The 26,065-nt window shown below is 43.2% G+C and carries 22 protein-coding genes; 12 read left to right on the forward strand and 10 right to left on the reverse strand.

Features of this window, described 5'->3' with window-relative positions; translation table 11 throughout:
* The first annotated feature begins 124 nt into the window (after positions 1–124).
* Entirely contained in the window at positions 125–1,255 is a 1,131-nt protein-coding gene (locus tag MKX46_RS14980) for an RDD family protein (protein ID WP_239645251.1), read from the forward strand.
* A gap of 223 nt (positions 1,256–1,478) precedes the next feature.
* The gene (locus MKX46_RS14985; RefSeq protein ID WP_029518873.1) at positions 1,479–2,519 is read left to right on the forward strand and encodes a CdaR family transcriptional regulator; all 1,041 of its coding nucleotides are present in this window, start codon (positions 1,479–1,481) and stop codon (positions 2,517–2,519) included.
* 127 nt (positions 2,520–2,646) lie between these two features.
* Here MKX46_RS14985 and MKX46_RS14990 read toward each other — a convergent pair whose 3' ends face one another.
* Both MKX46_RS14990 and MKX46_RS14995 read right to left on the reverse strand, forming a co-directional pair.
* Positions 2,647–3,792, reverse strand: coding sequence for a glycerate kinase family protein (locus tag MKX46_RS14990; RefSeq protein ID WP_029518874.1), 1,146 nt, complete (start codon positions 3,790–3,792; stop codon positions 2,647–2,649).
* 21 nt (positions 3,793–3,813) lie between these two features.
* A complete protein-coding gene (locus MKX46_RS14995; protein WP_025719225.1) occupies positions 3,814–5,109 on the reverse strand; it encodes a GntP family permease in 1,296 nt (431 codons plus the stop codon).
* 212 nt (positions 5,110–5,321) lie between these two features.
* On the opposite strand from MKX46_RS14995, the gene MKX46_RS15000 reads away from it, so the two are divergent.
* From MKX46_RS15000 to gnd, 4 genes are all read left to right on the forward strand, one after another.
* Complete coding sequence (locus MKX46_RS15000; RefSeq protein WP_029518875.1) at positions 5,322–6,053, forward strand: GntR family transcriptional regulator; 732 nt, start codon at positions 5,322–5,324, stop codon at positions 6,051–6,053.
* A complete protein-coding gene (gene gntK, locus MKX46_RS15005) occupies positions 6,046–7,584 on the forward strand; it encodes a gluconokinase (RefSeq protein ID WP_318627776.1) in 1,539 nt (512 codons plus the stop codon). Before MKX46_RS15000 ends, gntK begins: the two co-directional genes overlap by 8 nt.
* Before the next feature lie 27 nt (positions 7,585–7,611).
* On the forward strand, positions 7,612–8,958 hold the full coding sequence (locus tag MKX46_RS15010) for a GntP family permease (protein ID WP_029518877.1): 1,347 nt from the start codon (positions 7,612–7,614) through the stop codon (positions 8,956–8,958).
* Between the two features lie 107 nt (positions 8,959–9,065).
* Positions 9,066–10,469 carry a decarboxylating NADP(+)-dependent phosphogluconate dehydrogenase gene (gene gnd / locus MKX46_RS15015; RefSeq protein ID WP_340957464.1) on the forward strand — a complete coding sequence of 468 codons (1,404 nt, stop codon included), beginning with the start codon at positions 9,066–9,068 and terminating at the stop codon, positions 10,467–10,469.
* 196 nt (positions 10,470–10,665) lie between these two features.
* Here gnd and MKX46_RS15020 read toward each other — a convergent pair whose 3' ends face one another.
* From MKX46_RS15020 to MKX46_RS15030, 3 genes are all read right to left on the reverse strand, one after another.
* A complete protein-coding gene (locus MKX46_RS15020) occupies positions 10,666–11,622 on the reverse strand; it encodes an endo-1,4-beta-xylanase (RefSeq protein ID WP_318627778.1) in 957 nt (318 codons plus the stop codon).
* A gap of 298 nt (positions 11,623–11,920) precedes the next feature.
* Positions 11,921–12,859, reverse strand: coding sequence for an alpha/beta hydrolase (locus MKX46_RS15025; RefSeq protein ID WP_341071412.1), 939 nt, complete (start codon positions 12,857–12,859; stop codon positions 11,921–11,923).
* A gap of 24 nt (positions 12,860–12,883) precedes the next feature.
* A complete protein-coding gene (locus tag MKX46_RS15030) occupies positions 12,884–13,945 on the reverse strand; it encodes an LLM class flavin-dependent oxidoreductase (RefSeq protein WP_029518881.1) in 1,062 nt (353 codons plus the stop codon).
* 317 nt (positions 13,946–14,262) lie between these two features.
* Between MKX46_RS15030 and MKX46_RS15035 the strand changes: the two genes are divergently transcribed.
* From MKX46_RS15035 to MKX46_RS15055, 5 genes are all read left to right on the forward strand, one after another.
* A complete protein-coding gene (locus MKX46_RS15035; protein ID WP_029518882.1) occupies positions 14,263–14,844 on the forward strand; it encodes a TetR/AcrR family transcriptional regulator in 582 nt (193 codons plus the stop codon).
* Between the two features lie 80 nt (positions 14,845–14,924).
* Positions 14,925–15,371 (forward strand): GNAT family N-acetyltransferase, encoded by a 447-nt coding sequence (locus tag MKX46_RS15040; protein ID WP_029518883.1) that lies wholly within the window; start codon positions 14,925–14,927, stop codon positions 15,369–15,371.
* Between the two features lie 235 nt (positions 15,372–15,606).
* Positions 15,607–17,055: a DEAD/DEAH box helicase gene (locus MKX46_RS15045; RefSeq protein ID WP_029518884.1), complete on the forward strand. Its 1,449-nt coding sequence runs from the start codon at positions 15,607–15,609 to the stop codon at positions 17,053–17,055.
* Between the two features lie 909 nt (positions 17,056–17,964).
* On the forward strand, positions 17,965–18,555 hold the full coding sequence (locus tag MKX46_RS15050) for an RNA polymerase sigma factor (RefSeq protein WP_340933745.1): 591 nt from the start codon (positions 17,965–17,967) through the stop codon (positions 18,553–18,555).
* Positions 18,516–19,583 (forward strand): DUF4367 domain-containing protein, encoded by a 1,068-nt coding sequence (locus MKX46_RS15055; RefSeq protein ID WP_341071414.1) that lies wholly within the window; start codon positions 18,516–18,518, stop codon positions 19,581–19,583. The genes MKX46_RS15050 and MKX46_RS15055 overlap by 40 nt, the downstream gene beginning before the upstream one ends.
* A gap of 91 nt (positions 19,584–19,674) precedes the next feature.
* Here the strand turns inward: MKX46_RS15055 and MKX46_RS15060 are convergent, their stop codons facing one another.
* Together MKX46_RS15060 and MKX46_RS15065 are read right to left on the reverse strand one after the other, a co-directional pair.
* A complete protein-coding gene (locus MKX46_RS15060; RefSeq protein ID WP_341071415.1) occupies positions 19,675–20,250 on the reverse strand; it encodes a histidine phosphatase family protein in 576 nt (191 codons plus the stop codon).
* 31 nt (positions 20,251–20,281) lie between these two features.
* On the reverse strand, positions 20,282–21,205 hold the full coding sequence (locus MKX46_RS15065) for an AraC family transcriptional regulator (RefSeq protein ID WP_029518889.1): 924 nt from the start codon (positions 21,203–21,205) through the stop codon (positions 20,282–20,284).
* 185 nt (positions 21,206–21,390) lie between these two features.
* On the opposite strand from MKX46_RS15065, the gene MKX46_RS15070 reads away from it, so the two are divergent.
* Positions 21,391–22,137, forward strand: coding sequence for an SDR family oxidoreductase (locus MKX46_RS15070; protein ID WP_049817054.1), 747 nt, complete (start codon positions 21,391–21,393; stop codon positions 22,135–22,137).
* 265 nt (positions 22,138–22,402) lie between these two features.
* Here MKX46_RS15070 and MKX46_RS15075 read toward each other — a convergent pair whose 3' ends face one another.
* The 3 genes from MKX46_RS15075 to MKX46_RS15085 form a co-directional block, all read right to left on the reverse strand.
* Complete coding sequence (locus tag MKX46_RS15075; RefSeq protein ID WP_029518891.1) at positions 22,403–23,902, reverse strand: malate:quinone oxidoreductase; 1,500 nt, start codon at positions 23,900–23,902, stop codon at positions 22,403–22,405.
* Between the two features lie 238 nt (positions 23,903–24,140).
* Positions 24,141–24,929 (reverse strand): class I SAM-dependent methyltransferase, encoded by a 789-nt coding sequence (locus MKX46_RS15080; protein WP_341071417.1) that lies wholly within the window; start codon positions 24,927–24,929, stop codon positions 24,141–24,143.
* Positions 24,930–25,067: 138 nt separating this feature from the next.
* Positions 25,068–25,931 carry a hypothetical protein gene (locus MKX46_RS15085; protein ID WP_341071418.1) on the reverse strand — a complete coding sequence of 288 codons (864 nt, stop codon included), beginning with the start codon at positions 25,929–25,931 and terminating at the stop codon, positions 25,068–25,070.
* Between the last annotated feature and the right edge of the window lie 134 nt (positions 25,932–26,065).

Here is a 26,065-nt window from a genome sequence, read left to right on the forward strand (position 1 = left end):
ATTATAGAGTAAATGAGAGGAAGGGATATTTATAATAATTTCTTTGTTTATAGAATGTTTTCCTAAACATGGATTGTAAAATGACCGTTAATATAAGGAGTGTGTTTTTAATTATTAAGAAGAGGTGTATTTTTTGGACGAACAGCACGTACCACACAACCCGCAGGAATCTTCAAGACAGATGTACATTCGGCATGGTCAAAATTATGGGGTAGATCCAAACAGGATGGCGGCGTTATCAAAAACATACGGGAACTCTACTCTGTTTAGACGGTGGGGAGCAACAGTTTTTGATTGCATATTTTTTTATCTTGGGTATATTTGTTTCTTTATTTCTGTCATTCAAATAACGGATAGATGGTTTTGGCCTTTAGCGATTGCATCCCGTTGTATTCTGCTTATTGCTTTCTTCAGCTATTATTTGCTTTTGGAAGGTTACACAGGCTATACGCTGGGTAAGTTCGTCTTTCGTATTAAGGTGGTTAACGGGGAAGGTAAGCCTCCTGGTTTTCTTAAATCACTCATTCGTACGCTGCTCAGGCTAATCGATACCAATCCGTTGCTAATGGGTGGGATACCTGCTGGTATCAGCGTGTTAGTAACTGCATCTAGACAACGAATTGGTGATTTAGCTGCAGGTACATATGTTGTAAAGGTACGGGATTTAGAGCCGATTAGCAAAAAGACAATGAAACGTTCGCTGTTTATATTTTTTACCGCCATAGTGATCTTGGGAGCCTCGTTTGTAAATGCTATTTTTATACTGGCAAATAGTTACGTGCCTCCTGAAGCTCCAGTGAGCAAGAAAGAGCAAAGCTATGTGAGTAAAGATGGACGATTTCAAATCACAGCCCCACTGGACTGGTCAACAGATCCGGACCGTGAAGGAAAAGCAGAGATTGCGATATTTAATCCGTACATTCAAAAGTCCGTTGTGGTACTATCCCACTCGAAAAAGCAATTGGGCAATATAACTCTCCAACAGTATGGTAAGAAAGCTGAAAATAACTTAACCAAAGAGTGGAACCTGTCCAGTGTAGGACCTGTCTCTAATACAACCATTCATGGATATCCTGCCCTTGAGTTCGCGATTAAAGGTAAAAAAGATGTGGATAAATATATCACCCACGTAGCGATTATAGAGACCGAAAAGGATTACTACCAGGTGCTAGGATATGCCCCAGCGTCTAAAGACGGCCGTTTAAAGAAAGAACTGCACGACATTATCTATAGCTTCCGCGAGGTTCGTCATTAGTCAGCGTGGCTGGCAATAAAAAGGATAGACACAAAAAGCAGGTGCTCCTTAGAGCCCTGTTTTTTTGCGTACAACGATTCTTCACATCTATGATAAAATGGACTGACATGCTCGGCGACCTGCCTTATCATATTGTTCAGATGCACAATAAATTGGAAACCCTTTCATAAAGGTAGTACATTAAGGTACACTATATCACGATAGATAAAGGAGGAATCCGGATTTGTTTCAGCTCTCCGAAAAACAAGCCCAAGACATCGTAGACAAAATGATGAAGGATATTCCATACAATATCAATATAATGAATGAACGAGGCATCATCATTGGCAGCGGCGAGAGTGAACGAATCGGAACCATTCACCAAGGCGCTGTTCAGGCGCTCGAAACCGGGAAAATGATTGAAGTGTGGCAGGACGGCCACTATGAGAAAAAGGGAACCAACGAACCGATTGTCATTCATCATGAGTTAGTTGGCGTGATTGGTATTTCAGGCAATCCTGATGAAGTGCGTCCTTTTTGCAATATTGTTAAAACTACAGTATCTCTCCTGATCGAACAGCGCATCTCATTGGAGCATCTGGCCTATGAAGCCAATCGCAAAAAATCTGTGCTGGAAATGTTATTGAATCATCAGGGAGCCTACACGCAAAAAATAAAAAAAGAAGCAGCTCAATATCACATTGATTTGCTTCTAAAAACTTCGGCTGTATATGTAAAGTATCTGCCTGCTGATCCAGCTCATTTAGCCGAGTTGTCCAATATATTCATGCAGCATCCCTCCTTTCGTATGGAGGAAGATTGTTATCTCGTCCTAATACAAAATCAGGAACCGACAGACAAACTGCTAGAGCCACTTGTGCGCAGCCATCCCGATGTGCTGATTACGGTCAGCAGACAAGAGCACAACATTGCGGATGTTTATATGCAAGCCAAGTCAGCTATGAATGTTTTACTGGCTTTGCGCCCGCCTGTGCAAAAAATTTCTTTTGCGGAAGTCGAATTTCTGGTCAAATTGAGTCAAACGAACCTGACGAACACGATCTATCTGGTGAGCAAGCTGGAGGATACCGTGGATTTGCTGGATACGCTGCGAAGCTTTATTAACCATAACGGCAGTGTCTCCTTTACGGCAGATGAATTAAACATTCACCGAAATACGCTGCAATACCGCCTGAAGCGCATCCATACCTTAACTGGTAAAGATCCCCGGAATCTCCTTCAGCTTTTTGAGCTTACGCACGGCTTATTGGCACTGTATCAATGAACAGCTGTTTCACGCCCCTGACCATACGCCAGAAATATCATGTATCCGCTCGCCGCACTCCCAATTTCTCAGTCAATCCGGCTTTAGCTAAGCTCGGGATTACAGGCGAGCGCTCGTATTATTCGGTTCACTTCTCGCTGAATTGAAGTACTCTTGCGATATTCTCGCACGTACGCTCTACGTTTTGCGGCCCTTCGGCCAGCAGCTTACCGAGCTCCGAGGCTCCCGGTACGATGCCGAACACCGCATCTATTCCTTCCTTGTACAACGTGTCGATCCCTTCCCCGATATAACCTGCAACCGCAATAACCTTTTTGCCAGACTGTTTGGCCGCCTGAGCTACTCCATAAGGAGTTTTACCGAATTTAGTCTGAAAATCAATACCGCCTTCCCCCGTCAAAACGATATCGGCCGTGGCAAGCTTTTGTTTTAAACCGGTGTATTCAATCACAATTTCAATGCCTTTTTGCAGCGCCGCTTGAGTGAAAATCAATAAGCCCGCACCCAATCCACCTGCTGCGCCTGCGCCTGGGAGATCGCGCACATCCTTGCCTAGTTGCTGCTTCACCACATCGGCGTAATGGGCAAGATTGGCATCCAATTGCTGCACCATCTCCGGGGTTGCCCCTTTTTGTGGCCCGAATACTTGAGAGGCCCCATGCTCTCCGCACAGCGGATTTGTCACATCACAGGCTACAATCAGTTGTACCTGCTGCAACCGGCCATCCAGTGATGAAATATCGACACTGGCCAGCTCGCCCAGACTACCGCCACCGCGCGGAAGAGTATTGCCTGTTGCATCCAGAAATCTGGCGCCCAGTGCTTCCGCCATGCCTGTACCGCCATCATTCGTCGCGCTTCCGCCAATGCCGATGATAATTTTTCGAATTCCCTGGTTCAGACATTCACGGATTAACTCCCCTGTACCGTAGGTGGTTGTCTTTAACGGGTTCTTGTTATCCTTGTTAACCAGATGGATTCCACTGGCGGATGCCATCTCGATTGCCGCCGTGGTGCCGTCTCCCAGCAAGCCGTATGCAGCAGTTACAGGTTCTCCAAGTGGTCCTGTCACCTCAATATAACGAACCTGTCCGCCTGTCGCATCCACCAGTGACTGCACCGTTCCTTCACCGCCGTCCGCCATCGGTACGTGGACGTAATTCGCTGCTGGATAGACCTTGCGCAGTCCTTTCTCCATCGCGATACACACTTCTTTAGCCGTCATGCTTTCTTTAAAAGAATCTGGTGCCAGCACAAATGTTTTCTCTCTCATCTTCTCACCCCATCGTGAATATTAAAGTAAAAATCCATACATGAGTGTCGCTACAATTGCCATCGTCCCACCCACAATAGCTTCGTAAGGAATCAATCCCATCCGTTGTTTAATGCTCATTTTCATGCTGTCTGCCGTGACGTGAAAATAGTTGCCCTGCGGCAAGGAATCAATGACTGTAGCTCCTGTATGCACCATCACAGCTGCGGCGAGCGGGGCCGTCCCCATGTTCAGAATGGCTTCCCCAAACGAGCCTGTCGCCAAAATAACTCCCGTCGAGGTGGACGCCGTGGCGGCTGCCATCAGAATACCTGCAAGCGGTGCCAAAAATGTACCGGAAACTCCCGAAGCTTCAATCAGGCCAACCACCTGTGCAGACAAGTTGGAGGCAGAGATCAGACCGGCAATCCCGCCTGCACCGATCAAAATCAGCACAGTCGCTGTCATTTTATTTAAACCGGAGGCCGAATACTTCAGGATATTGCGCCCTTGTCCCATGGCCAGCATACCCACAATCCCGGCGATCGGCAAAATGTACATCGCATCCACCTTGAAACTCGAAAGTGCTTCAATGCCGGAGATGGAACCAATCGGGTTAATCATCAGCAAAATAACAGCTACCAGCGGGGCTACAATCGCCCGTCCCAACGCTGGATATTTCGATGTATCGACATCACTGTCCATAATATCCTGGTCGGACACCTTCACACCTTTGGTTTTCAACATAGATGCCACCAATACAGTCATGATTAAACCGCATATCGCAGGAACCACGCCCGCCAACATCACGTGGCTTAAATCCAGATTAAATCCGCGCGCCGCCGCAATCGTATTAGGATTGGGAGAGATGATGTTCCCCGCTTTTCCGCCTCCAGACAAAGCCAACAGGAGCGCCAGCTTGGAAATCCCCATTTTGTTACCGACCGACAATGCAATAGGTGCCACAATCAGCACGGCAACGGGAATAAATACACCTACCGCCGTAATAATCATCGTCGCTAAGGCTAGTGCGAGTATCGCTTTACTACCGCCAAATTTCTTTACAATAGCCTGCGCAATCGTCTCCGCCGCCCCGGATTCCATCATTACGCCTGCCAATACACCTGCGGCAAGCACACGAATGACCGTCCCCATCACACTTTGCGTACCGCTTATTAACACGCTGATCGTCTGCTCCAGATTGGCTCCGCCCAATAAAGCGCCTACAATAGCTCCCAAAAATAAAGCATAAACCGGATTCAGCTTTCTTAATATCAGAATAATTGCAATAGCCAGCCCTGCCAGAGCCCCTATCCAACTGATCGTCAATCCTTCCATCTGTCTAACCCCCCGGGCAATTTTTGATTACGCTTTCATTATATCGATTGCTGTATGTGAAAAATATTGAAGAACAGACGAAATTGATTGTGCATTTGCACAAAAAAGTCCGAACAGGCTTACAAAACAAATTTAATGAATACGCTTGCAAATTTAAAATTTAAGATTATAATACCTGTATACAAGTATACTTGATTAATTGAGAAGGTGAAATGATGGTCGAATCAGAATTCCTATATCCCTCCAAATGGCTTTTAAAAGCCTCAGCTGGTGATCGCGTAACTTCCGAGCTTAGAATGCGCATTATTTCTGGCGGGATTGAAAGCGGTACCATATTATCTGAAAATAAACTAGCTGCTGATTTCACTGTAAGTCGCTCACCCATTCGTGAAGCGTTAAAAATACTGGCATCCGAAAATATCATTCGATTAGAAAGAATGGGAGCCGTTGTTATTGGTTTATCAGAAAAAGAAATAGAAGAAATTTATGATGTCCGTCTGCTCATAGAATCCTTCGTATTTGAACGTCTTGTAAAGATGGACACTGATGATTTGGCGAAGGAACTTAGTAAAATACTCGAAATGATGAAAGTCGCCATTAAATATGGTGATGCTGATGAGTTTTCATATCAAGATGTCTTATTCCATGAAACGATTATTCGTGCAGTCAATCATTCTCATATTCTGATGATTTGGAATAATCTAAAGCCTGTTATGGAAAGTCTCATTCTTTTGTCGATGCGTATGCGTTTCAAAGAAAAGTATGAAGATTTTACACGGATTATAAACAATCACGAACTTTATATTGAAGCAATCAAAGCAAAAGATAGAGACCTCATGATCAAGTCTTTACATGAAAACTTTGATGATGTTCAAGGTAAAGTAGAAGACCTATGGATGTCACAACAAATGCTATCTAAAGGAGTCGTGCAACCAAATGACTAACTATATGTTGGGTGTAGATATCGGGACCACAAGTACGAAAGCCGTTCTATTTAGCGAAAAGGGCGAAGTCATCCAACAAGAGAATATTGGATACCCGCTTTATACACCGGACATAGCGACAGCTGAACAAAATCCAGAAGAGATATTTCAGGCTGTCCTACAGGCCATTTCGAATATCATGAAACATCACTCACAAAAAAAGCTATCGTTTGTTTCATTTAGCAGTGCCATGCATAGTGTCATTGCGATGGATGAACATGACCTCCCACTTACGTCTTGTATCACTTGGGCAGATAATCGAAGTGAAGCATGGGCACATAAAATAAAAGATGAGCTGAATGGCCATGAAGTCTATAAACGAACAGGAACACCCATTCACCCCATGTCACCCTTAACAAAAATAGCTTGGATTGTGAATGATCTTTCTGAAACCGCTGTCAAGGTTAAAAAGTATATCGGAATTAAAGAATATATTTTCAAAAAGTTCTTTGATCAATATGTAGTGGATTATTCCCTAGCTTCTGCCATGGGCATGATGAATCTAGAAAAATTAGATTGGGATGAAGAAGCATTAAAAATTGCGGGTATAACCCCTTCTCAATTATCTGAGCTCGTGCCAACAACCCAGATATTTACCAACTGTGATTCAGATTTAGCAAAAAAGATGGGGATCGATCCACAAACATCATTTGTTATTGGAGCTAGCGATGGAGTCCTTTCTAATCTAGGTGTAAATGCGATACGAAAAGGCGAGGTTGCCGTCACAATTGGGACAAGCGGTGCCATTCGAACCATTATAGACAAGCCTCAAACAGACGAAAAGGGAAGAATATTTTGTTATGCCTTAACAGAAAAGCACTGGGTTATTGGGGGGCCGGTGAACAATGGCGGGATGGTCCTTCGCTGGATCCGTGACGAACTTGCCTCATCAGAAGTAGAAACAGCGAAAAGACTAGGAATTGATCCATATGATGTACTAACCAAGATTGCTGAACGTGTAAGACCAGGATCTGACGGATTGTTATTTCATCCATACCTGGCTGGTGAACGTGCGCCTTTATGGAATCCAGACGTACGTGGCTCATTCTTCGGTTTGACGATGTCACATAAGAAAGAACATATGATTCGCGCAGCCCTAGAAGGAGTCATTTACAATTTGTACACCGTATTTTTGGCATTAACTGAATGCATGGACGGTCCTGTGACCCGAATTCAAGCTACTGGAGGCTTCGCGAGGTCAGATGTTTGGCGGCAAATGATGTCCGATATATTCGCATCTGAAGTCGTCGTTCCAGAAAGCTACGAAAGTTCTTGTCTAGGAGCTTGTATTTTAGGCTTGTATGCCACCGGAAAAATCCAGTCCTTTGAAGTCGTCTCTGAAATGGTTGGCAGTACCAACAAACATACACCAAAAGAAGAAGCAACCAAGGAATACAGGAAATTGCTGCCGATTTTCATTAACCTATCCAGAGTATTAGAAGACGATTATACACGGATTTCCAATTATCAAAGAAGCTTAATTAAACACTAAAAAGATAAAAAGCAGGGGGTAATTACAATGCCATTAGTTATCGTAGCGATTGGAATTTTAGCATTACTCGTTTTAATCATGGGCTTCAAATTGAACACCTTTATTTCATTAATCATTGTATCGTTCGGCGTCGCTTTAGCACTTGGAATGCCTTTAGAAGAAATTGTTAAAACCATCGAAGCCGGATTAGGCGGAACCCTTGGTCACTTAGCGTTAATCTTTGGACTTGGAGCGATGTTAGGTAAGTTGATCGCTGATTCTGGTGGTGCTCAACGAATTGCCATGACCCTCGTAGACAAATTTGGTGAAAAAAATATTCAATGGGCGGTCGTAGCTGCTTCATTCATTATCGGTGTGGCGCTATTTTTTGAGGTAGGATTAGTATTGTTAATTCCAATCGTATTTGCCATTTCAAAACAATTAAAGGTTTCTATCTTACATCTCGGTATTCCGATGATTGCAGCTTTATCCGTAACACACGGTTTCTTACCTCCACACCCAGGGCCGACAGTTATTGCCCGTGAATATGGCGCGAACCTTGGTGAGGTTTTACTTTACGGTTTCATTATTGCCATTCCAACCGTTATCTTAGCTGGACCTGTATTTACGAAGCTTGCCAAAAAACTCGTACCTGCATCATTTACGAAAACTGGTAATATTGCCTCTTTAGGTGAACAAAAAGTATTTAAGTCCGAGGAAACTCCTGGATTTGGAATCAGTGTATTTACTGCAATGCTTCCTGTCATTTTAATGTCTATTGCTACGATTATAACTTTGCTTCAAAAAACAATGGGATTTGAAGATAATAGTTTACTAGCAGCGATCCGTTTTATTGGTGATGCATCAACTTCCATGTTAATTTCCTTACTGGTAGCTGTCTACACCATGGGAATAGCAAGAAAAATCCCAATCAAAAATGTAATGGCATCTTGTACAACGGCTATTACTCATATTGGGATGATGCTCTTAATCATTGGGGGCGGCGGAGCCTTCAAACAAGTACTGATTAATGGCGGCGTAGGCGACTATGTAGCTGAATTATTCAATGGAACTACATTATCACCCATTTTACTTGCCTGGATCATCGCTGCAATCTTACGTATTTCCTTAGGTTCTGCAACTGTTGCAGCTTTAACAACCGCTGGTTTAGTTATACCGATGTTAGGACAATCCGACGTTAATCTTGCTTTAGTTGTGCTCGCCACGGGAGCGGGTAGTTTAATAGCTTCACATGTTAACGATGCTGGTTTCTGGATGTTTAAAGAGTATTTTGGTTTAAGCATGAAAGAAACATTTGCAACATGGACATTGCTTGAGACCATCATTTCGGTAGCCGGATTAGGATTTATTTTAGTACTAAGTTTATTCGTATAAACCACGATTCCCGGGCGGTAGATCCCCCACTTATTTTTCTTAGAATCTTCTAAGTTTATAAGTGAGGATCTACGGCCTATTCATTTCAAACAAAAGGAGCAGAAAAAATGTCCAACACAATGGGTGTCATTGGTTTAGGGGTAATGGGCCGTAATATCGCCTTAAACATGGCTGGTAAAGGCGAGCAAGTCGCTGTCTATAATTATACGAGGGATTTAACGGACGATCTTGTCAAAAAAAGTGAAGGTCACTCCATCCATCCCTACTACGAAATTCAAGATTTTGTCTGCTCCTTAAAAACTCCAAGGAAAATTTTCCTTATGGTAACAGCGGGCAAACCGGTTGATTCGGTAATAGGTACATTAGTACCCTTCCTTGAAGCAGGCGATGTGATCATGGACGGTGGTAACTCCCATTACAAAGATACGGAACGTAGATATGATGAATTGAAGTCAAAAGGAATCGGTTATTTAGGAATCGGTATTTCCGGCGGCGAAGTTGGGGCTTTACATGGACCTTCGATCATGCCTGGTGGAGATAAAGACGTATATGAAAAAGCATCTCCTATTCTAACAAAAATAGCAGCCCAAGTAGACGGAGACCCTTGCTGTGTTTATATGGGTCCAAAAGGATCCGGTCACTTTGTAAAAATGGTACATAACGGAATTGAGTACGCAGATATGCAATTAATCGCAGAAGTCTATACATTTTTAAGAAAGAGGCTATGTTTATCTGTTAATGAAATTGCCGACATCTTTGAAACATGGAATCAAGGGGAACTGAAAAGTTATTTAATCGAAATTACCGCAGAGATTTTACGAAAAAAAGATGAAATAACAGGCTTACCTCTGATCGATGTGATTCTGGATAAAACAGGGCAAAAGGGCACAGGTAAATGGACAAGTATTCAAGCAATTGATCATGGAATCCCATCATCCATTATTACAGAGTCATTGTTTGCCCGTTACATCTCCTCTTTAAAAGAAGAACGAGTTTATGCAGAAAATATCCTGACAGGCCCAGAGATTGATCAGCGAAGTTTAGATAAAAATGTGTGGATTGAGTACATTAGACAAGCTTTTTATATGGGTAAAATTTGTGCCTACGCGCAAGGATTTATACAATATAAAATGACTTCTGAGCTTTACGGATGGAATTTACCTTTACAGGATATTGCCCTTATTTTCCGTGGTGGTTGCATCATTCGTGCCAAATTCTTAAATGTAATAAGCGAAACATATCAAGAACAGCCGAATTTGGCTAATCTCTTAATCGCCCCGTATTTTGCTGAAAAGGTTAAAGAGTATCAATTGGGATTGCGAAAAGTAGTCTGTGAGGGTATTAATTCTGGTATTTCGTTTCCATGTTTAAGTGCTTCACTTACTTATTTCGATAGTTACCGGACAGGCATTTCAAATGCTAACCTTTTGCAAGCACAAAGGGATTATTTTGGTGCCCATACTTATGAACGAAGTGATGCAGCAGGGTCCTTTCATACAAACTGGCAGTGATCGATAGTGGTAGTAAATCTCCAGTGCCCTAATGAAGTGGTTCCTTCCCTTCATTAGGGCACTCCTCGTTTAAGCTAAATAAAAAGAAGCCTTGGGCGTATAACATTTCAGCCAAGACTTCTTCAAATAAACATCTACCCAGCCCAGACATTTGGCAAAAGTTTGCATCTGTTGGGGTTTAAGTGCCACCCATAGCTTATCTTTGCAGATATTGTCTCAGCCATTGGAGCGCGGGACGTTCCGTGCCGTTAGAGTTCAGCAGATGTGTGTTCGGCTTCCAAGTTTGTCCCTGGATATACCCCCAGAGCGTAACTCCCTTCACCGCAGAATGCTTCCATAATACCGGAAATTTCTCCTTGTATCTGGCAAGCTGGGTGTTGTCGTCGCCAGTTATATCCAGCTCCGACACATAGATTGGCAATCCTGTTGCCGCCAGCTTGTTCAGTACAGTGTTCATCGTGTTAACTGAAACAGTGTCCATGCTAAACTGGTGGCATTGGATACCAATTCCGTCAATCAGGCCTCTGCTCTTGAGCTGATTAATAATATTGACATATTGGTCGGTTAACGAAGGATCATTGATAATTCCATATTCATTGATCAGCAGCTTAGCATTGGGGAAGGCTTGTCTGGCCTGTTGGAACGACCATATGACCCAATCCCATCCGGTCGACCCGTCACCACCAATGGCATTGCGATAGGACGGCTTCTGATGCAGCGGCTCATTCACCACATCTACAAACTCCGCATTCGGATAGCGTTGACCTGCTGCTTTAATCCACTGAGTCACTTCCGCTTTCTGATCAGCAGCCGACAGCCCCCTAACCCAACCTGGCTCCTGGGCACCCCATACCAACGTATGGAACTTGAACGGGAAGCCATTGCTACGGGCATAATTGTAGGCGGTATCGGCCTGTGACCAGTTCATGTTGTTACGGTTGCCTTCAACCGATTCCCACTTAGTCGAGTTTTCCGGCGTCACTTGATTCCAGTATGTCCCGTAACTAGGAGGGACACTGCCCGCAATGACATTCCCCAGGAATTTGCTACCGTTCGCCATACTGGCACTAGCCGGGTTTATCAGAACTGATGATAACAACACACCCGCCAACGCCAAGCCGCTTACCAACTTGCCCACTTTAAATTTCGACATACAATCTCCTCCTCATACGTATAGTTTTTTAATATTCCTACTCTTAAATAAATCGCTTACATTTCCAATTATAAGAATGTAAGGTTATTATCTGCTACATGTAAAAGTAAAGATTTTACCCGAAAAACTTTACATCATTGCGGGGCGACTGAAAACCTGGTGCTCCTTTATCCCAAACAACTCCGAAATGACAAAAAAAGGTTGATGCAAAAAGTGATATGCTCCCCTTACAGTAGCAAGTTTTAACCTGCCTACTCTTTTGGGAACATATCACTTTGGAGACTGCCTATTTAATAGTTTAAGGATTAAGGGCTCTTGCAATTGCGTCTACATAACTTTGGCTAGCACGTTGGCTTACTTCTGCTTGTGGAACTATTCCCTCAAAATTGTGGAATGTGCCGGGATACAGATGGAATTCGACGTCCACCCCCGCTTGGGCAAGGCGTCCCACATATTCGATCGTCTCATCTCGGAATAGATCGAGCTGGCCTACGCACGTATAAGCCGGCGGCAGGCCAGCCAAGCTTTCTGCTCTCGACGGCACCGCATATGGGGACACCTCGCTATCTTCGGTACGATTGCCTAAGTACATGTTCCAGGCCGCCAAGTTGTTCTTCCGGTTCCATGGTGCGTTATCGGCCGTAATTTCATGACTTGACGCCGTAATACTGCGGTCATCGATCATCGGATACAGCGGCATTTGGAAAATGAGGGCTGGCCCACCTTTGTCACGAGCCATTAAAGCAAGTGCTGCGGTCAGCCCGCCGCCCCCACTTGCTCCTGCAATGGCGACCCGATCTAAGTCAATGCCCAGCAGCTCCGCTTCGTCGGTCATCCACGTCAAAGCGGCATAACAGTCATCGATGGCAGCCGGGTAGGGATGCTCAGGAGCAAGTCGGTAATCGACCGATACGACGACGCATTTGGCCGCCTGCACGAAGCGTTCGCACAAAGCATCGTCCATATCAGGATGGCCCATCACATAGCCTCCCCCGTGAATCCACAGCATGGCCGGAAGCCTAACGTCAGTTCGCTGAGCAGGTTCGTAGATTTTGACTAATATCTCGCCTGCTACACTCGGAATCATCCGGCTTGTCGTGCGTACGTGCTCCGACTGCTCAATAGGAGGACTAGACAAATAGCTTCTGCTCAGCTCTAAATTCTCTTCCAGTTGAAAACCAGGAAATTGTGCGATTACTGCCCTTAATTCTGGTAATAAACGATTTTCAAAATCCATGCAAATCACTCCTATGTTTGGTTTTTACAATCTTTTCTCCGTCTCCGCTTCCCACTTGGCTATTTCCTTCCGAACTCGGGGTGCTACCTCTGTTCCTAGCAGCTCAATGGCTCTCATCACTTCGGCATGCGGCATCGTGCTTAACGGAACATACAACATAAAGCGAGTAACACCTACATGTTTGCGAAGGTGAATGATCTTCTGGGCAACAGTCTCTGGATCGCCGACATACAGCGCACCTTCAAAGCTGCGCGCGGCATCGTAGCTAGAACGATCATAATGTGCCCAGCCCCGCTCCCTGCCCAATCTATTCATACCTGCCATCGTAGAAGGGAAATATGTATCTGCAGCTTGCTCATTATTCTCTCCGACAAATCCTATCGAGTGCGACCCAACCCTAAGCTTTGATTCCTCATGACCGGCGTGCGCTGCTGCCTTCTTATAAAGCTGGACAAGTGGTGCAAAATTTACCGGATTCCCGCCAATGATCGCGAGTATCAAGGGCAGTCCTAACAGACCTGCCCGGATAGCAGAATCCTGCCTGCCCCCGCTGCCAACCCATATGGGTAAAGGATTCTGAACCGGCCGTGGATACACACCCAAATTGTTAATTGCTGGCCGATGTCCGCCTTTCCAGGTTACTTTTTCGGACTCCCGTATTTTAAGGAGCAATTCCAAATGTTGTTCAAACAGCTCATCATAGTCTTCCAAGTCATAGCCGAACAGTGGAAAAGATTCAATAAAGGAACCTCGACCCGCCATAATCTCCGCACGTCCATTCGAAATACCATCCAGCGTAGCAAAATCCTGAAAAACGCGAACGGGATCAGCTGAAGAAAGCACTGTCACTGCACTGGTCAGCCGAATCCGTTTCGTCTGCGCTGCAGCCGCTGACAGCACAACTGCTGGTGAAGATGCAGAATAATCCTTCCGATGATGCTCACCTACACCAAACACATCAAGCCCCACTTGATCAGCAAGGATAATTTCCTCGACAACTTCGCGCAATCGCTGTGCGTGACTTATCACTTCACCTGTCTGAACGTCGGGCTTTGTTTCTACAAACGAAGTAATACCTATCTCCATCGTCCATCTCTCCTATTCTAATAGCTTTCTTTGTATGTTAATTAAATATCGGTAAAATATCATACCGATCGGTAAAATATTTTTCCCAGTAAATATAACTCATTAAAAAGAGTACTGTCAATAAATATAGTAAAAATCTTTGATTTATCCTCATACTGATATCTCCTTGGTGCGATAAACCAATCTGCATTTGACAATATAACGGGCTAATTATAAGATAATAACATACTAACTGGTACGCAAATAAAGACCCCTAACAATTATGATCAGAGTCATGGAATTAAGAATAAAATTACGAACAATGAGAGGTATTGATTATGGGACGAATCCGCGAATTTGACGAAGATAAAGTATTAGATGCAGCTATGCAAATATTTTGGGAGAAGGGATATGAAGCTACCTCATTGAGTGATTTAACTTCCAGAATGGAAATTCAACGACCCAGTATATATTCCACTTTTGGAGGCAAAAAAGAATTGTTCGAAGCTGCGCTGCGCAAATACATGATGTCCCGTGCTTCTCTGATCCGAACCAAACTTCAAAGCAATCCATCTGTAAAAGAAGCATTTCGGACTTTCTTTGAAGGTGTGGTCGATGAGGAATATGCGGAAAATCCTAGAAAAGGATGCTTTTGCATTAATACAATGGTTGAACTTGCGCCCCATGATGAGAAGTTTGAAATTCTTACAAGGGAGCATCAAATGTACCTAGCGGTTATATTTCAAGAAACCATTGAAAGAGGTATACAATCAGGTGAGCTTGAGATCGGGCTCAATGCGAAGGCTGTATCACAGGCGCTAGTCGTATCGTTAATTGGACTGACCGTAATGATAAAGTCTCGTCCAGAACGATCATTTATTGATAACACGATAGAGGTGACACTTACACTTCTTAAGTAATTCGGAATGAATTCAGTTTTGAATATATATGCTTTATTATGTATAATAATTCAAAACTAATAAAAAAGGGAGTGCATCTAATGTCATTTTTAATAAGGAACGCTAAGCCTGATGATTTAAACAGTTTAACCGAGTTAATGTATGAATACATCGTTGGTTTTTATCAAAACCCTAGGCCACCTATCGAAAAAATCCATAATTTGATACACACCCTTTTTGAGCAGCAAAGCGGTATACAATTTGTGGCGGAACAAAATGGAGAATTAATCGGCTTTGCTACATTATTCTTTACCTTTAGCACGATGAAAGCAGACAAAGTCACTGTTATGAACGATCTATTTGTATTGGAACCATTTAGAGATACAGAAGTAGAAACACAGCTTTTTTTAGAATGTCAAAAATACTCACGAAATCAAGGCTATGCTCATATGGCCTGGATAACTTCTACCGAGAATAAACGCGCTCAAATTTTCTTTAAAAAGATGGATGCTGTCCAAGGGAGAGATTGGGTTCACTTTTCATCGTAACAATACTTTTGATACGATTTTCCGCGCTAACGGCAGTTCAAAGGGCACCCGATTGGGTGCCCTTTGTTCGTAACACATGTTTTCACGCATGCGGATATGGAAACATGCTGATACCCATGCCTTCATGGCCTCCCTTTGCTGTCTGGATATAGAGTATACTAGATGAGTATAAGTTCGATACACGATGACATTATATATGTAATGGTATTCAAATACAGCGCAGAAGAGGTTGAAAATGAGTCAGAAGCATTTTACAGATTACGCATTAAGTGAAGAAATTGTAAGAGCGCTGAATAGCCTGGGCTATGAGACGCCAACAGAGATTCAGACGGAAGTCATTCCTGTGGCGCTTGAAAAGAAGGATCTTGTCGCCAAATCGCAAACAGGTAGCGGCAAAACAGCAGCATACGGCATTCCAATCTGTGAGCTAGTAGATTGGAATGAGAATAAGCCCCAAGCTTTAATCCTGACGCCAACCCGTGAACTCGCGTTACAGGTCACCGAAGACATCACGAATATTGGACGCTTTAAGCGGATCAAAGCAACACCCCTTTATGGGAAACATCCTTTTCATATCCAAAAGGCTGAGTTAAAACAAAGGACGCATGTGGCTGTAGGTACGCCAGGACGTGTACTGGATCATATTGAACGAGGGACGTTACCGTTAGATCGGATTGCCTATCTCGTGATTGATGAAGCTGATGAGATGCTGAATATGGGCTTTATCGAGCAAGTTCAGTCGATTATTCAAGCGCTGCCTAGTGATCGGGTTACCATGTTATTCTCCGCTACCTTCCCTGAGGACGTAGCCACACTGTCACGTAAATATATGAAAGATCCTGTTAGAATTGAGATTAAAGCGACTGGTATAACGACCGCTACAATTGATCACTCTCTTATTCAGGTGAAGGAGTCAGACAAGCTGGCACTACTGCAAGATCTGCTCATTGTTGAGAATCCTGACAGCTGCATTATTTTCTGTCGTACGCAGGAGAATGTAGATACATTATTCAGGGCATTGGCTGATCTTGAATATCCATGTGATCGCATTCATGGTGGCATGGAGCAAGACGAGCGATTTGAGGTAATGAATGCATTCAGAAGGGGTCAATTTCGTTACTTGATTGCAACAGATGTTGCCGCACGAGGAATTGATATCACGAATATCACCCATGTCATTAACTACGATATTCCCCTTGAGAAGGAAAGCTATGTTCACCGCACAGGACGTACGGGACGTGCTGGCAAAACGGGGAAGGCCATTTCCCTCATCACTCCTAAGGATGGCCGAAGATTAGCTGATATCGAAGCATATATTGGATTCGCGATTCCGCAGGTAAAGGCTCCCTCAGAAGAGGCTGTTGACCTCCGTAGAGAAGATTTTGAGCAAAAACTGCATGTAAAAACCGCACTCAAAAAAGATAAGCGCGAGCAATTAAACCAACAGATTATGAAGCTGAACTTTAACGGCGGTAAGAAGAAAAAACTTAGAGCTGTCGACTTCGTGGGGACCATCGCTAAGCTTGACGGAGTCAACGCAGATGATATCGGGATCATTACGATTCTAGATAATGTGACAGATGTCGAGATTCTGAATGGCAAGGGTCCATTGGTGCTTGAGATTATGAAGAATACAACCGTAAAGGGTAAGCTGTTAAAGGTACGCAAAGGGAATAATAAGTAGATGTATGCTGCATAAAAGAAGGTGAGGCAACCCCGCCCGTACAGCCGATAGTTTTCGTTAGCTAACGGGCGGGATTGCCGAGTTTACCTCTTGATCGTTTAATTCATCTTTCCATTTTGAATTTGCAAGAAAATTGTGTGCTCTCTTGGATAAAACCAATAGTCATCTTCACCTTATCAATGACTTAACTTAACTTAATTTTATTTTATCTCTCATTCCTTCCACTTTACCTAATCCATAGGTTGTTTTGGAAAAGCACTCCTGAATCGTTTCAGAGATTACTTACTATTACGACGTCTAAACTTATTAAAAATGTAATGTCTAAATAGAACAATTGAAATTTCGGGTAGCAATACAGCAAATATGTATAACAATATAATGAATGGTAATGACGAAATGAAAATTTCAGCGCCCTGGTCTGTTTTCACACGTTCAACTAGCAGCCACCACATAGGTACTGATACAATCCACATCAAGGCATTAGAGATGATTACATAAAGAGTATTTTTCCATAACAGACAAAACAAAATTGCAATAATGGCCGGGATAGTCCATGAACCTATCCTATGACTATTACTTAATATAACAAATGCTATAACAGGATATAAAAGTGCAACCACCATCTGGACTCCCCTATTATCATAAACCCTCATTTCTTATCTCCTTTTTATATTTTTACAATCTCTTTTCAAATTTTTGATAGGTATACTTCATCATTCTATTTATTTCCACAATAAAAATCCAAGCCCTATGAAATCAACACCGTTGGTGATAATTGTTCTGCTTTATCGTACTCTCTTAGAGAGTAGATTTAATACTAAAAAAATTTAGAAAAGGTGTCCCTTTCGGTCATCTTCATTTGTTATACAGGTATAGTTTTCTTTTTGATCAGAGGAGGTGCCTAAATTTTTGAATGAGGAAATCGAATACAAAATCAAACGAGTTCAAGCTGGCGAAATCCAGGATTACGCCTACATTGTGAAGGAGTATCAGCGTCAGATATTTGTGTATTGCTGGCGGCTATTAGGAAGTGAGCATGAGGCAGAAGAAGCCGTACAGGATATTTTGGTCAAAGCTTTTGAAAAAATTAACATGTACAAACTGACAATGGGCTTCTCCTCCTGGCTGTATAAAATGGCCTATCATCACTGCCTGAACTTGATTCGCAGGAAGAATCTACAGCGCAAATTTAAGATTACCCTGTTCACCTCAACTAATATGACTTCAGACAGTGCTGCGCAGGTTTTGGAACGTCAGCTTTTCAGTGAACCGCTGAGCCGGGCATTAGACCAACTGAATGCAGAAGAACGAAACCTATTGGTGCTGCGCATTTTTGAAGAAAAAACGTTTGGAGAAATCGGGGAAATTATGAACAAGAGCGAGGAAGCTATCAAGAAAAAATACGGCAGAACAAAAACAAAGCTCAAAAAAATGATGGAACCCATAAAGGAGGACCCGAAATGCGTGAATTACAAGGCAGAAATCAGGAACAAAATCTGAAATACACCGATCCAAAAGACAAAGACTTAAAAAACATGGACAAGCTGACAGAACCAGAAAGTGTCCTAAAAATCCAAGCTTTTGACGTTTCTGACAAAGTGATGGAACAGGTCTACCAAAAGGTGACGCCCAAAAAGGGGTTCATTGTAAAAATGCGTCTTCAACCGCGCATTACCGCTCCCATTATGGTCTTACTTTTTGTGTTAGGGGCTTCTGTGACCGGATACGCCGCTTCGCAATATCTTGAATTCCGCAACAGTAAGGGCGACGTTGTATTAAATACCGCCAAAACACCTGCCGAAACGGACGCCTCGAAAACGTATACCTCCACCTACGCACAGTGGAACGAAAAAGTGAAAGATCGCTTGCAGCCCGGAGAGTATGCTGCCTATTACGTCAAGGACGATTCTATGAATCAGAACAACCTATCTAATCCGGCCCTGTTTGCGTACAAGCCAGCTGAACTTTCAAGTTTCAACAGCTTACAAGATGAAATCAAGCGAACTGAGGCTCCATTATTCAGCAACCCCACTCATCTACCAGATGGCTATCAGTTTGAATTCGGATACGTCTATCCAGGCGCTGCATATCCTAGGATGATGGATAAAAAGGAATATCGAGCTTTAACCGATAAACTGATGCAACAGGCCAAAGCTGCACCGGAGGGTGAACATCTGTTTATTCAAAAGCTGAGCTGGGACAAGTCAGACACCTCCTTTGCCCGGTATGCGAGAGGAAACGACTATGTAAACATTACCGTCACCAAATACACTCCTGAAGTCACAAAGACAACCATCATGCAAAATGAACAGGATTCGGCTGAGCAACTGACAATTAAAGGAACCAAGGCCTATTACATCAGGGCAAGCAAAACAAGCAATCCCTTGGAGGCCGGAAAAAACCGACTGGGCTGGCTTGATGAAAAAAGACGGTTACACTTCAACATATCTGATAACCAGGACAGTCCACTGACCAAGGAAGACCTGGTAAAAATAGCCGAGGATTTGCTTAACGGTTCACCGCAATAGCTATAAAAGAAAAGCTTTGAAGAGAGACCATCCTTTTTTAGGGGTGGTCTCTTTTTGGAGAATAGTCCTTATACCTTTTCCTCACAAACTATTACGGCATGTTCCACAATCTTTTCACCTCAACTAATTCCTGATCATTGAATTCCATTCTGTATACGTCTGGCTTGGATGTGTGTAGTAAAAAATCCAAATCGTACTGCTTGTCATAATACCCCATCATTAAAGTCATTACAGCTCCATGAGTGCCTAATGCGACTTTCCGTCCTCGGTAGATTTTTAGCAATTCCTTTAAGACTGTTATACTTCGATTCTGACAAACTGCATTAGACTCTCCTCCCGTTAAAGCAAAGTTGGGATCAGAAAATGACTTATCTAACAAAGGGAATAATTCATCATCAGGCATTCGGTTGTCTTCATTCAAAAAAATTCTTTCTTTAAAATCCTCGAGTATTAAAACTTCTTGTCCTGAGCATTGAGCTAATTCTTGAATGGTTAGGATTGCCCGTTGATATGGACTTGAAACGAAAACCTCGATCCCCTCTCCTCTCAATAACTCAGTTATTTGAAAAGCATCTGACTTACCTTTATCAGTCAAACCTCTTGTTCTTTCATTTCCTTCCGTCTTTGGTGATTCGCCATGTCTCACCATGTAAATGAAAGTTTTCATATTAACCTCCACGGATCACCCGATAAACTTCTCAATCAACTGAGACACTAAGAGAATTACGCAAATGTTTAACATCACTCATCGGTGGCCGTCCAAACATGCGTCCATATTCTCGGCTGAACTGCGAAGGACTCTCATAGCCAACGCGAAAGCCTACAGTGGCGGCCTCCAATCCCTCCGAGAGCAGTAAGCGGCGTGCAGCCTGCAGTCGAATGGCCTTCTGATACTGCAGAGGACTTATAGCCGTTACCTTTTTAAAGTGCTTGTGTAAGGAAGAAGGGCTCATGTTTACTTCCTTCGCCAATTCCTCGATCACAAGAGGCTTAGAGTAATCGCGGGTAATCAGATGGATCGCTTTGGAGATGCTATGTGCATAGCTGCCAACTACGGCAAATTGCCTGATTAAAGCTCCCTGCTCACCTTGTAATACACGATAAAGGATCTCGTGCGTGATAAGCGGCGCAAGAAACTGAATATCCGCAGGCGTATCCGAAAGTCTGACAAGCCGAAGCAGCGCATCAAGCAGCAGAGGGTCAAATTGGCTCACCAGTATGCCGCGTCCAGTCTTAACGTTACATGGAGGAGGACTCTTCTTGATAATGTCCAGGATGGCGTCTGGACTAATGGATAATTGAAGACTGAGATAAGGAAGCTCCGACGAGGCTTGAGTTATTTTACCAGTTACGGGAAGTTGAACTGATGTGACCATGTAGGTTGTTGGATCGTACACATAGTTTTCTCCAGCCAGCATTGCTGTCTTTGAGCCTTGCGCAACCACGTACAGGGAGGGCATATGGACCGTATGATTCAGCTCGGACACATGGCTTGCACGTCTGAAATAAAGTCCTGGCACAGACGAAACAAACGTACCGTCCGAAGACGCGCGTTGATCAATCAGACGAATCAGTTCTTGTAGATTCGTAGAAATATCAGAGGGGGGAGGAGACGAAACCATTCATGCTTCACCTTCCTTTCCGTTGAACGCTAATATTGATGTGCTAATTATATGCACGCCGAATAGGATTAGGCAAGAATTGGACTTGATCGGTCTACCTGTCTCAATTGAATTCTACTTAAAATTTACTTGCAAGGCCAACAAAGGGCCTAAGGCAAATAGATCAAAGAAAGAAGGATGGGGCTATGAGTTTGGAAGGAAGAATAGAGAACAAAGTCGTCGTGATTACAGGTGCAAGCAGCGGAATTGGAGAAGCAACAGCACTGTTGCTTGCCGAGCGTGGAGCAAAAGTCGTGCTTGGCGCGCGCGGGGTGGACCGCCTTGAAGCACTGGCGACACGTATTACGAATAGGGGTGGCGAAGCTGTCTATGCACGCACTGACGTGAGACGGCGCGAGGATCTATGCAACCTCGTTACTTTGGCTTGCGAACGATACGGGAAGCTGGATGTTCTCGTCAGCAACGCTGGCGTTATGCCTATATCCCCTCTCGATGATCTGCGCGTGGAAGATTGGGAGCACATGATTGACGTCAACATTAAAGGCGTTTTGTATGGCATTGCTGCAGCGTTGCCTGTCTTTCGCAAACAGGGTTTCGGACATTTCGTGAACACTGCTTCTACTGCAGGACACAAGACCGTTCCGAACCAGTCGGTCTACTCTGGTACGAAGTTTGCCGTACGCGCCATCTCAGAGGGGTTGCGCCAGGAGGCTGGTGATAAACTGCGCGTAACCATCATTTCGCCAGGTATTGTGCAGACAAATTTCACCGAAAGTTTAACAGACCCGGCTATAAGAGATCAACTCGCCGTCATCCGGGATAAACTAGCCATGACACCAGACGCGGTAGCCCGCGCAATTGGATTCGCAATTGAACAACCGGCTGACATTGATGTGAACGAAATCGTGATCCGTCCAACCGCACAAATATAACATAAATAGATAGGGGCACCTCCTCTTGTGAGTGCGCCCCTATCTATTCATACATAAAGCTTTACCATGGAAGCTGTTCATCCATGTGACATCGAAAATGCAGAAGGATTGCAAAACTTTGTTTTGTTAAACAAACATTTTTAGCGGTGGGGATTTTCTTCCCACCGCTTGGTGTTGTTGCTTATTGGACTCTAAAATATATCGTAAGATTACTGTGCTTTTTATTAAAAATATTTGGATGATCGAGTTACTAGCCATGTAAAAATTAACGATGAAGCGGTTCCCTTTCGCCCAGACCGAGCACCTCCGTTGTGGAGTCATAAATTTCTTGGTAAAGCTCTGGGTTTTCCGCTAGTGACACCCCATAAGAAGGAATCATTTCTTTTATTTTTGGTTCCCACTCTTCCATATGTTGTGGGAAGCATTTTTCCAATACTTCCAGCATAACGTGAACAGCAGTAGAAGCACCCGGAGAGGCGCCGAGCAGTGCAGCTATCGAACCATCAGCAGCACTAACCACTTCTGTACCAAATTGAAGTGTTCCTTTACCGCCCTCCGTATCTTTGATCACCTGCACACGTTGACCCGCTACCACGATCCCCCAGTCCTCGATTTTGGCGTTCGGAATAAACTCGCGTAATTCTTCCAGACGCTTTTCATTCGATAACATCACTTGCTGAATCAGGTATTTGGTCAATGCCATCTCTTTTGCGCCTGCCGCCAACATCGTGATGAGATTATTGGGTTTTACAGATCCGATCAAATCCAAATTTGAGCCCGTTTTCAAGAACTTCGGTGAGAAGCCGGCAAACGGTCCAAATAGCAGTGCTTTTTGGTTACCGATATATCTTGTATCCAGATGCGGAACAGACATGGGAGGAGCACCAACCTTAGCTTTACCGTATACTTTCGCATGATGCTGGGCGACAACCTTAGGATTGTTACATACCATAAATAGTCCACTTACCGGGAATCCCCCGATATATTTGGACTCAGGAATACCGGTTCTTTGTAGCAAAGGTAGACTTCCACCCCCACCACCGATAAAGACAAATTTGGCAGTATGGTATTCGATTTTACCGTTATCCAGATTATGGACTTTGACTTTCCACGAGCCGTCGCTCGCACGTTTAATATCCTTTACACTATGCTTGTAATTGATCTCAACGTTTTTACTTTTTAAATGCTCAAACAACATGCGTGTTAAAGCACCAAAGTTGACATCTGTTCCAGAGTCGATTTTGGTTGCCGCGATTGGTTCATTCAATGTACGGCCTTCCATAATTAGCGGAATCCATTCCTTCAGCTTTTCAGGGTCGTCGGAAAATTCCATGCCTTGAAATAGAGAAATAGTTGAAAGCGCTTTAAACCTTTTTTTCAAAAAAGATACATTTTTCTCTCCTGTTACCAAACTCATATGAGGTATTGGCTTGATAAAGTCCTGAGGATTACGAATCAAATGGCTGTTTACAAGAAAAGACCAAAACTGTCTTGAAAGCTGAAACTGCTCATTAATGTCTACAGCTTTACGAATATCTATAGATCCATCAGCTTTTTCGGATGTATAGTTCAGTTCGCACAGTGCAGCATGGCCTGTACCTGCATTATTCCATTCGTTAGAGCTTTCTTCTCCTGCGTTTGCGAGTTTCTCAAACACTTTAATTTCCCATTCTGGTGCTAACTCTTTTAGCAATGATCCCAGAGTCGCGCTCATGACTCCGGCACCAATTAAGATAACGTCTGTATTTTTCTGAATGCTATTCATAAAAACCTTCCTTATCTCTTATATTTGCAAAAAAGAGCAGGCCCTCCTGCTTAGGTGATACAAGAAGCAAGGCTCCACTCAGGAACATATCTTTTCTGTCTCTATTATAACTAAAATATAATCTTTTAAAAATTATATTGTCTATTATCTGATAATTATAAATCATTTCTGCTAAAAAGTGAGAATTTTCTTTGCAAAATAATAAGAATGGATCTCAACACGCTGTATTATGGGGGCTTCACTTACTAGCAGTAATAACAGACACTGACAATTCTTCGGTAAACACACCCGTGGAGTCCATATCTAGTAGAACAGATGTTAAATCATTTTCAAATCGTACTAAATTATCACCAAAAAGGCGTCTTGAAGCAAATGATGTAGAGTACAGATTTCCAATGATCGAATCAACAGTCCATGTATATGAATAACTCGGTAAAATATGTCTTTGGACATTTTTGAATCCAGATTTTCTTACAATATCCTCATACCTCTCCTTTGGGGGAGTGTAAGTGCTATTACCAGCTCTTCTTGCGTCTCCTAGCCAACGTCTCACTACTTCGTTGACCTTGAGTTGCCAAAGTAAGGGTTCCTGCTTCCCAGTATTATCAATAATAGCTACGCCACCATTAGTATCAGAACTGTTATACAGAATGTCAAGAATGGACTCTCTATCCATCCAATGAAATGCTTTCGCAATTATAACGAGGCGAAAGACACTCCAGTCACATACGCGCTCTTCCGCCCTTCCTTGTACCCATTTAACATTGTCCAACCTTTTATCACTGGACAAACGGTTTGCTTCATCTAGCATTTCTGATTCAGTATCTACACCTACTATTTCTTCAAACCAATCACTAAATCTTAGAGATAGCTGACCCGTTCCACATCCTAAGTCAAGCAAGCGACCTTCCCCATTCAGAGAAAACTTGTTAACTAAAAACCGAATAAGCGACGAAGGATAAGGAGGTCGATACCTAGAGTAGTACCAAGCGGTACCTTTAAATAGATCTGGACCATAATCACTCATAGCTTATAACCTTCTCTCTACTGAACTTTTAAAACATGAGAGTCACAGGGCTGCCTGTAACGGCAAGTTTTTGGGCCAATCTTTACGGGACAGGCCCTTTCTAATTGCACTAACGTTTCCTCGAATGAGCTTCATGGTTTATAAATACTTCATCATGATATTCGAAACAGTCTGTTGTTGATTCACCCAATCATAATCGGAGTTATCCATAACAAACGATTGAAAAGGAAGTTGCTCAATAATTTGTAATTCTAGCTCTCGTCGATATTCAAGGAACTGAATATATCCCTCGTACCCATGAAGCCCCTTCTTCCTTCCATAATCTTGCTCTGTATGGTACCAAATCGTGAAATCTAACCATTCTTGAGATCTCATCGTTTTTACTCGCTCAATCGTCTCACGCACATCAGGTTGCTTCAAATAGAACAAAATTGGATTTAACTCCTGAATTTGCTCCGCAATCTGTAATACATGCCGAACAAATCGATCATTTCCAGCATCATGCCGGGCGAGTAATGCACACCCTGGGTTCTGTAAAAAACAGCATTCGAGTATGATTAGCTTTTCCTTTTCTCGCTGATCTTTAACAAAAGACTTCCAACGTTGGATCATCAATTCGCAGTACTTTTCCACGGGTACTCCATCGCAGATTTCATAACGCTGGATTTCCTCATACAAACTAGAAGGAATTTTATTTTGGGCTGATTGCTGCGCAAGCGCATATGCGATTAAAGAGTCGTTGCCATTCAAAGATACGAACGGATCAATGTAATGAAACACCTCGGAATAGATTGATCGGAGCCGATCAAGTTCTTCGTTCGGCATACATGCAACCGATTCATAATCAGCGGGATGCCGTAAATTTCCTTCTAAAAATAGTTCCGATTCTATTTGATGTGTATTTAACATGTCATGTATGTATCTAGATAATGTGGATTTGCCAGAGCCAGGTATGCCTTCGACGATAACCAATTTCGTTTTCGTAGCTGGTACATTCGCCATAGTATCACATCCTTATGAATTAAATGATTACCTTAAGGAGAATCCAATTATCTCGTTATATCGCCAGATAGCTTAGGAACCTTTCCTTTATCTCGACATCCTTAGAAAACCAATAAAAAGCATTGGATCCTAAG

It is taken from the genome of Paenibacillus sp. FSL P4-0113, assembly GCF_038009305.1.
GTDB classification, from domain to species: domain Bacteria; phylum Bacillota; class Bacilli; order Paenibacillales; family Paenibacillaceae; genus Paenibacillus; species Paenibacillus polymyxa_D.

Bases quoted from the DNA above. Each gene is read 5' to 3' on its own strand.
- MKX46_RS15040 (WP_029518883.1), top strand. From the start codon at position 14,925: ATGTCATTTTTAATAAGGAACGCTAAGCCTGATGATTTAAACAGTTTA.
- MKX46_RS15085 (WP_341071418.1), bottom strand. From the start codon at position 25,931: ATGGCGAATGTACCAGCTACGAAAACGAAATTGGTTATCGTCGAAGGC.
- MKX46_RS15075 (WP_029518891.1), bottom strand. From the start codon at position 23,902: ATGAATAGCATTCAGAAAAATACAGACGTTATCTTAATTGGTGCCGGA.
- MKX46_RS15070 (WP_049817054.1), top strand. From the start codon at position 21,391: ATGAGTTTGGAAGGAAGAATAGAGAACAAAGTCGTCGTGATTACAGGT.
- MKX46_RS15060 (WP_341071415.1), bottom strand. From the start codon at position 20,250: ATGAAAACTTTCATTTACATGGTGAGACATGGCGAATCACCAAAGACG.
- gnd (WP_340957464.1), top strand. From the start codon at position 9,066: ATGTCCAACACAATGGGTGTCATTGGTTTAGGGGTAATGGGCCGTAAT.
- MKX46_RS15080 (WP_341071417.1), bottom strand. From the start codon at position 24,929: ATGAGTGATTATGGTCCAGATCTATTTAAAGGTACCGCTTGGTACTAC.
- MKX46_RS15030 (WP_029518881.1), bottom strand. From the start codon at position 13,945: ATGGAGATAGGTATTACTTCGTTTGTAGAAACAAAGCCCGACGTTCAG.
- MKX46_RS15000 (WP_029518875.1), top strand. From the start codon at position 5,322: ATGATGGTCGAATCAGAATTCCTATATCCCTCCAAATGGCTTTTAAAA.
- MKX46_RS15065 (WP_029518889.1), bottom strand. From the start codon at position 21,205: ATGGTTTCGTCTCCTCCCCCCTCTGATATTTCTACGAATCTACAAGAA.
- MKX46_RS15025 (WP_341071412.1), bottom strand. From the start codon at position 12,859: ATGGATTTTGAAAATCGTTTATTACCAGAATTAAGGGCAGTAATCGCA.
- gntK (WP_318627776.1), top strand. From the start codon at position 6,046: ATGACTAACTATATGTTGGGTGTAGATATCGGGACCACAAGTACGAAA.
- MKX46_RS15045 (WP_029518884.1), top strand. From the start codon at position 15,607: ATGAGTCAGAAGCATTTTACAGATTACGCATTAAGTGAAGAAATTGTA.
- MKX46_RS15010 (WP_029518877.1), top strand. From the start codon at position 7,612: ATGCCATTAGTTATCGTAGCGATTGGAATTTTAGCATTACTCGTTTTA.
- MKX46_RS14995 (WP_025719225.1), bottom strand. From the start codon at position 5,109: ATGGAAGGATTGACGATCAGTTGGATAGGGGCTCTGGCAGGGCTGGCT.
- MKX46_RS15035 (WP_029518882.1), top strand. From the start codon at position 14,263: ATGGGACGAATCCGCGAATTTGACGAAGATAAAGTATTAGATGCAGCT.
- MKX46_RS15055 (WP_341071414.1), top strand. From the start codon at position 18,516: ATGCGTGAATTACAAGGCAGAAATCAGGAACAAAATCTGAAATACACC.
- MKX46_RS15020 (WP_318627778.1), bottom strand. From the start codon at position 11,622: ATGTCGAAATTTAAAGTGGGCAAGTTGGTAAGCGGCTTGGCGTTGGCG.
- MKX46_RS14990 (WP_029518874.1), bottom strand. From the start codon at position 3,792: ATGAGAGAGAAAACATTTGTGCTGGCACCAGATTCTTTTAAAGAAAGC.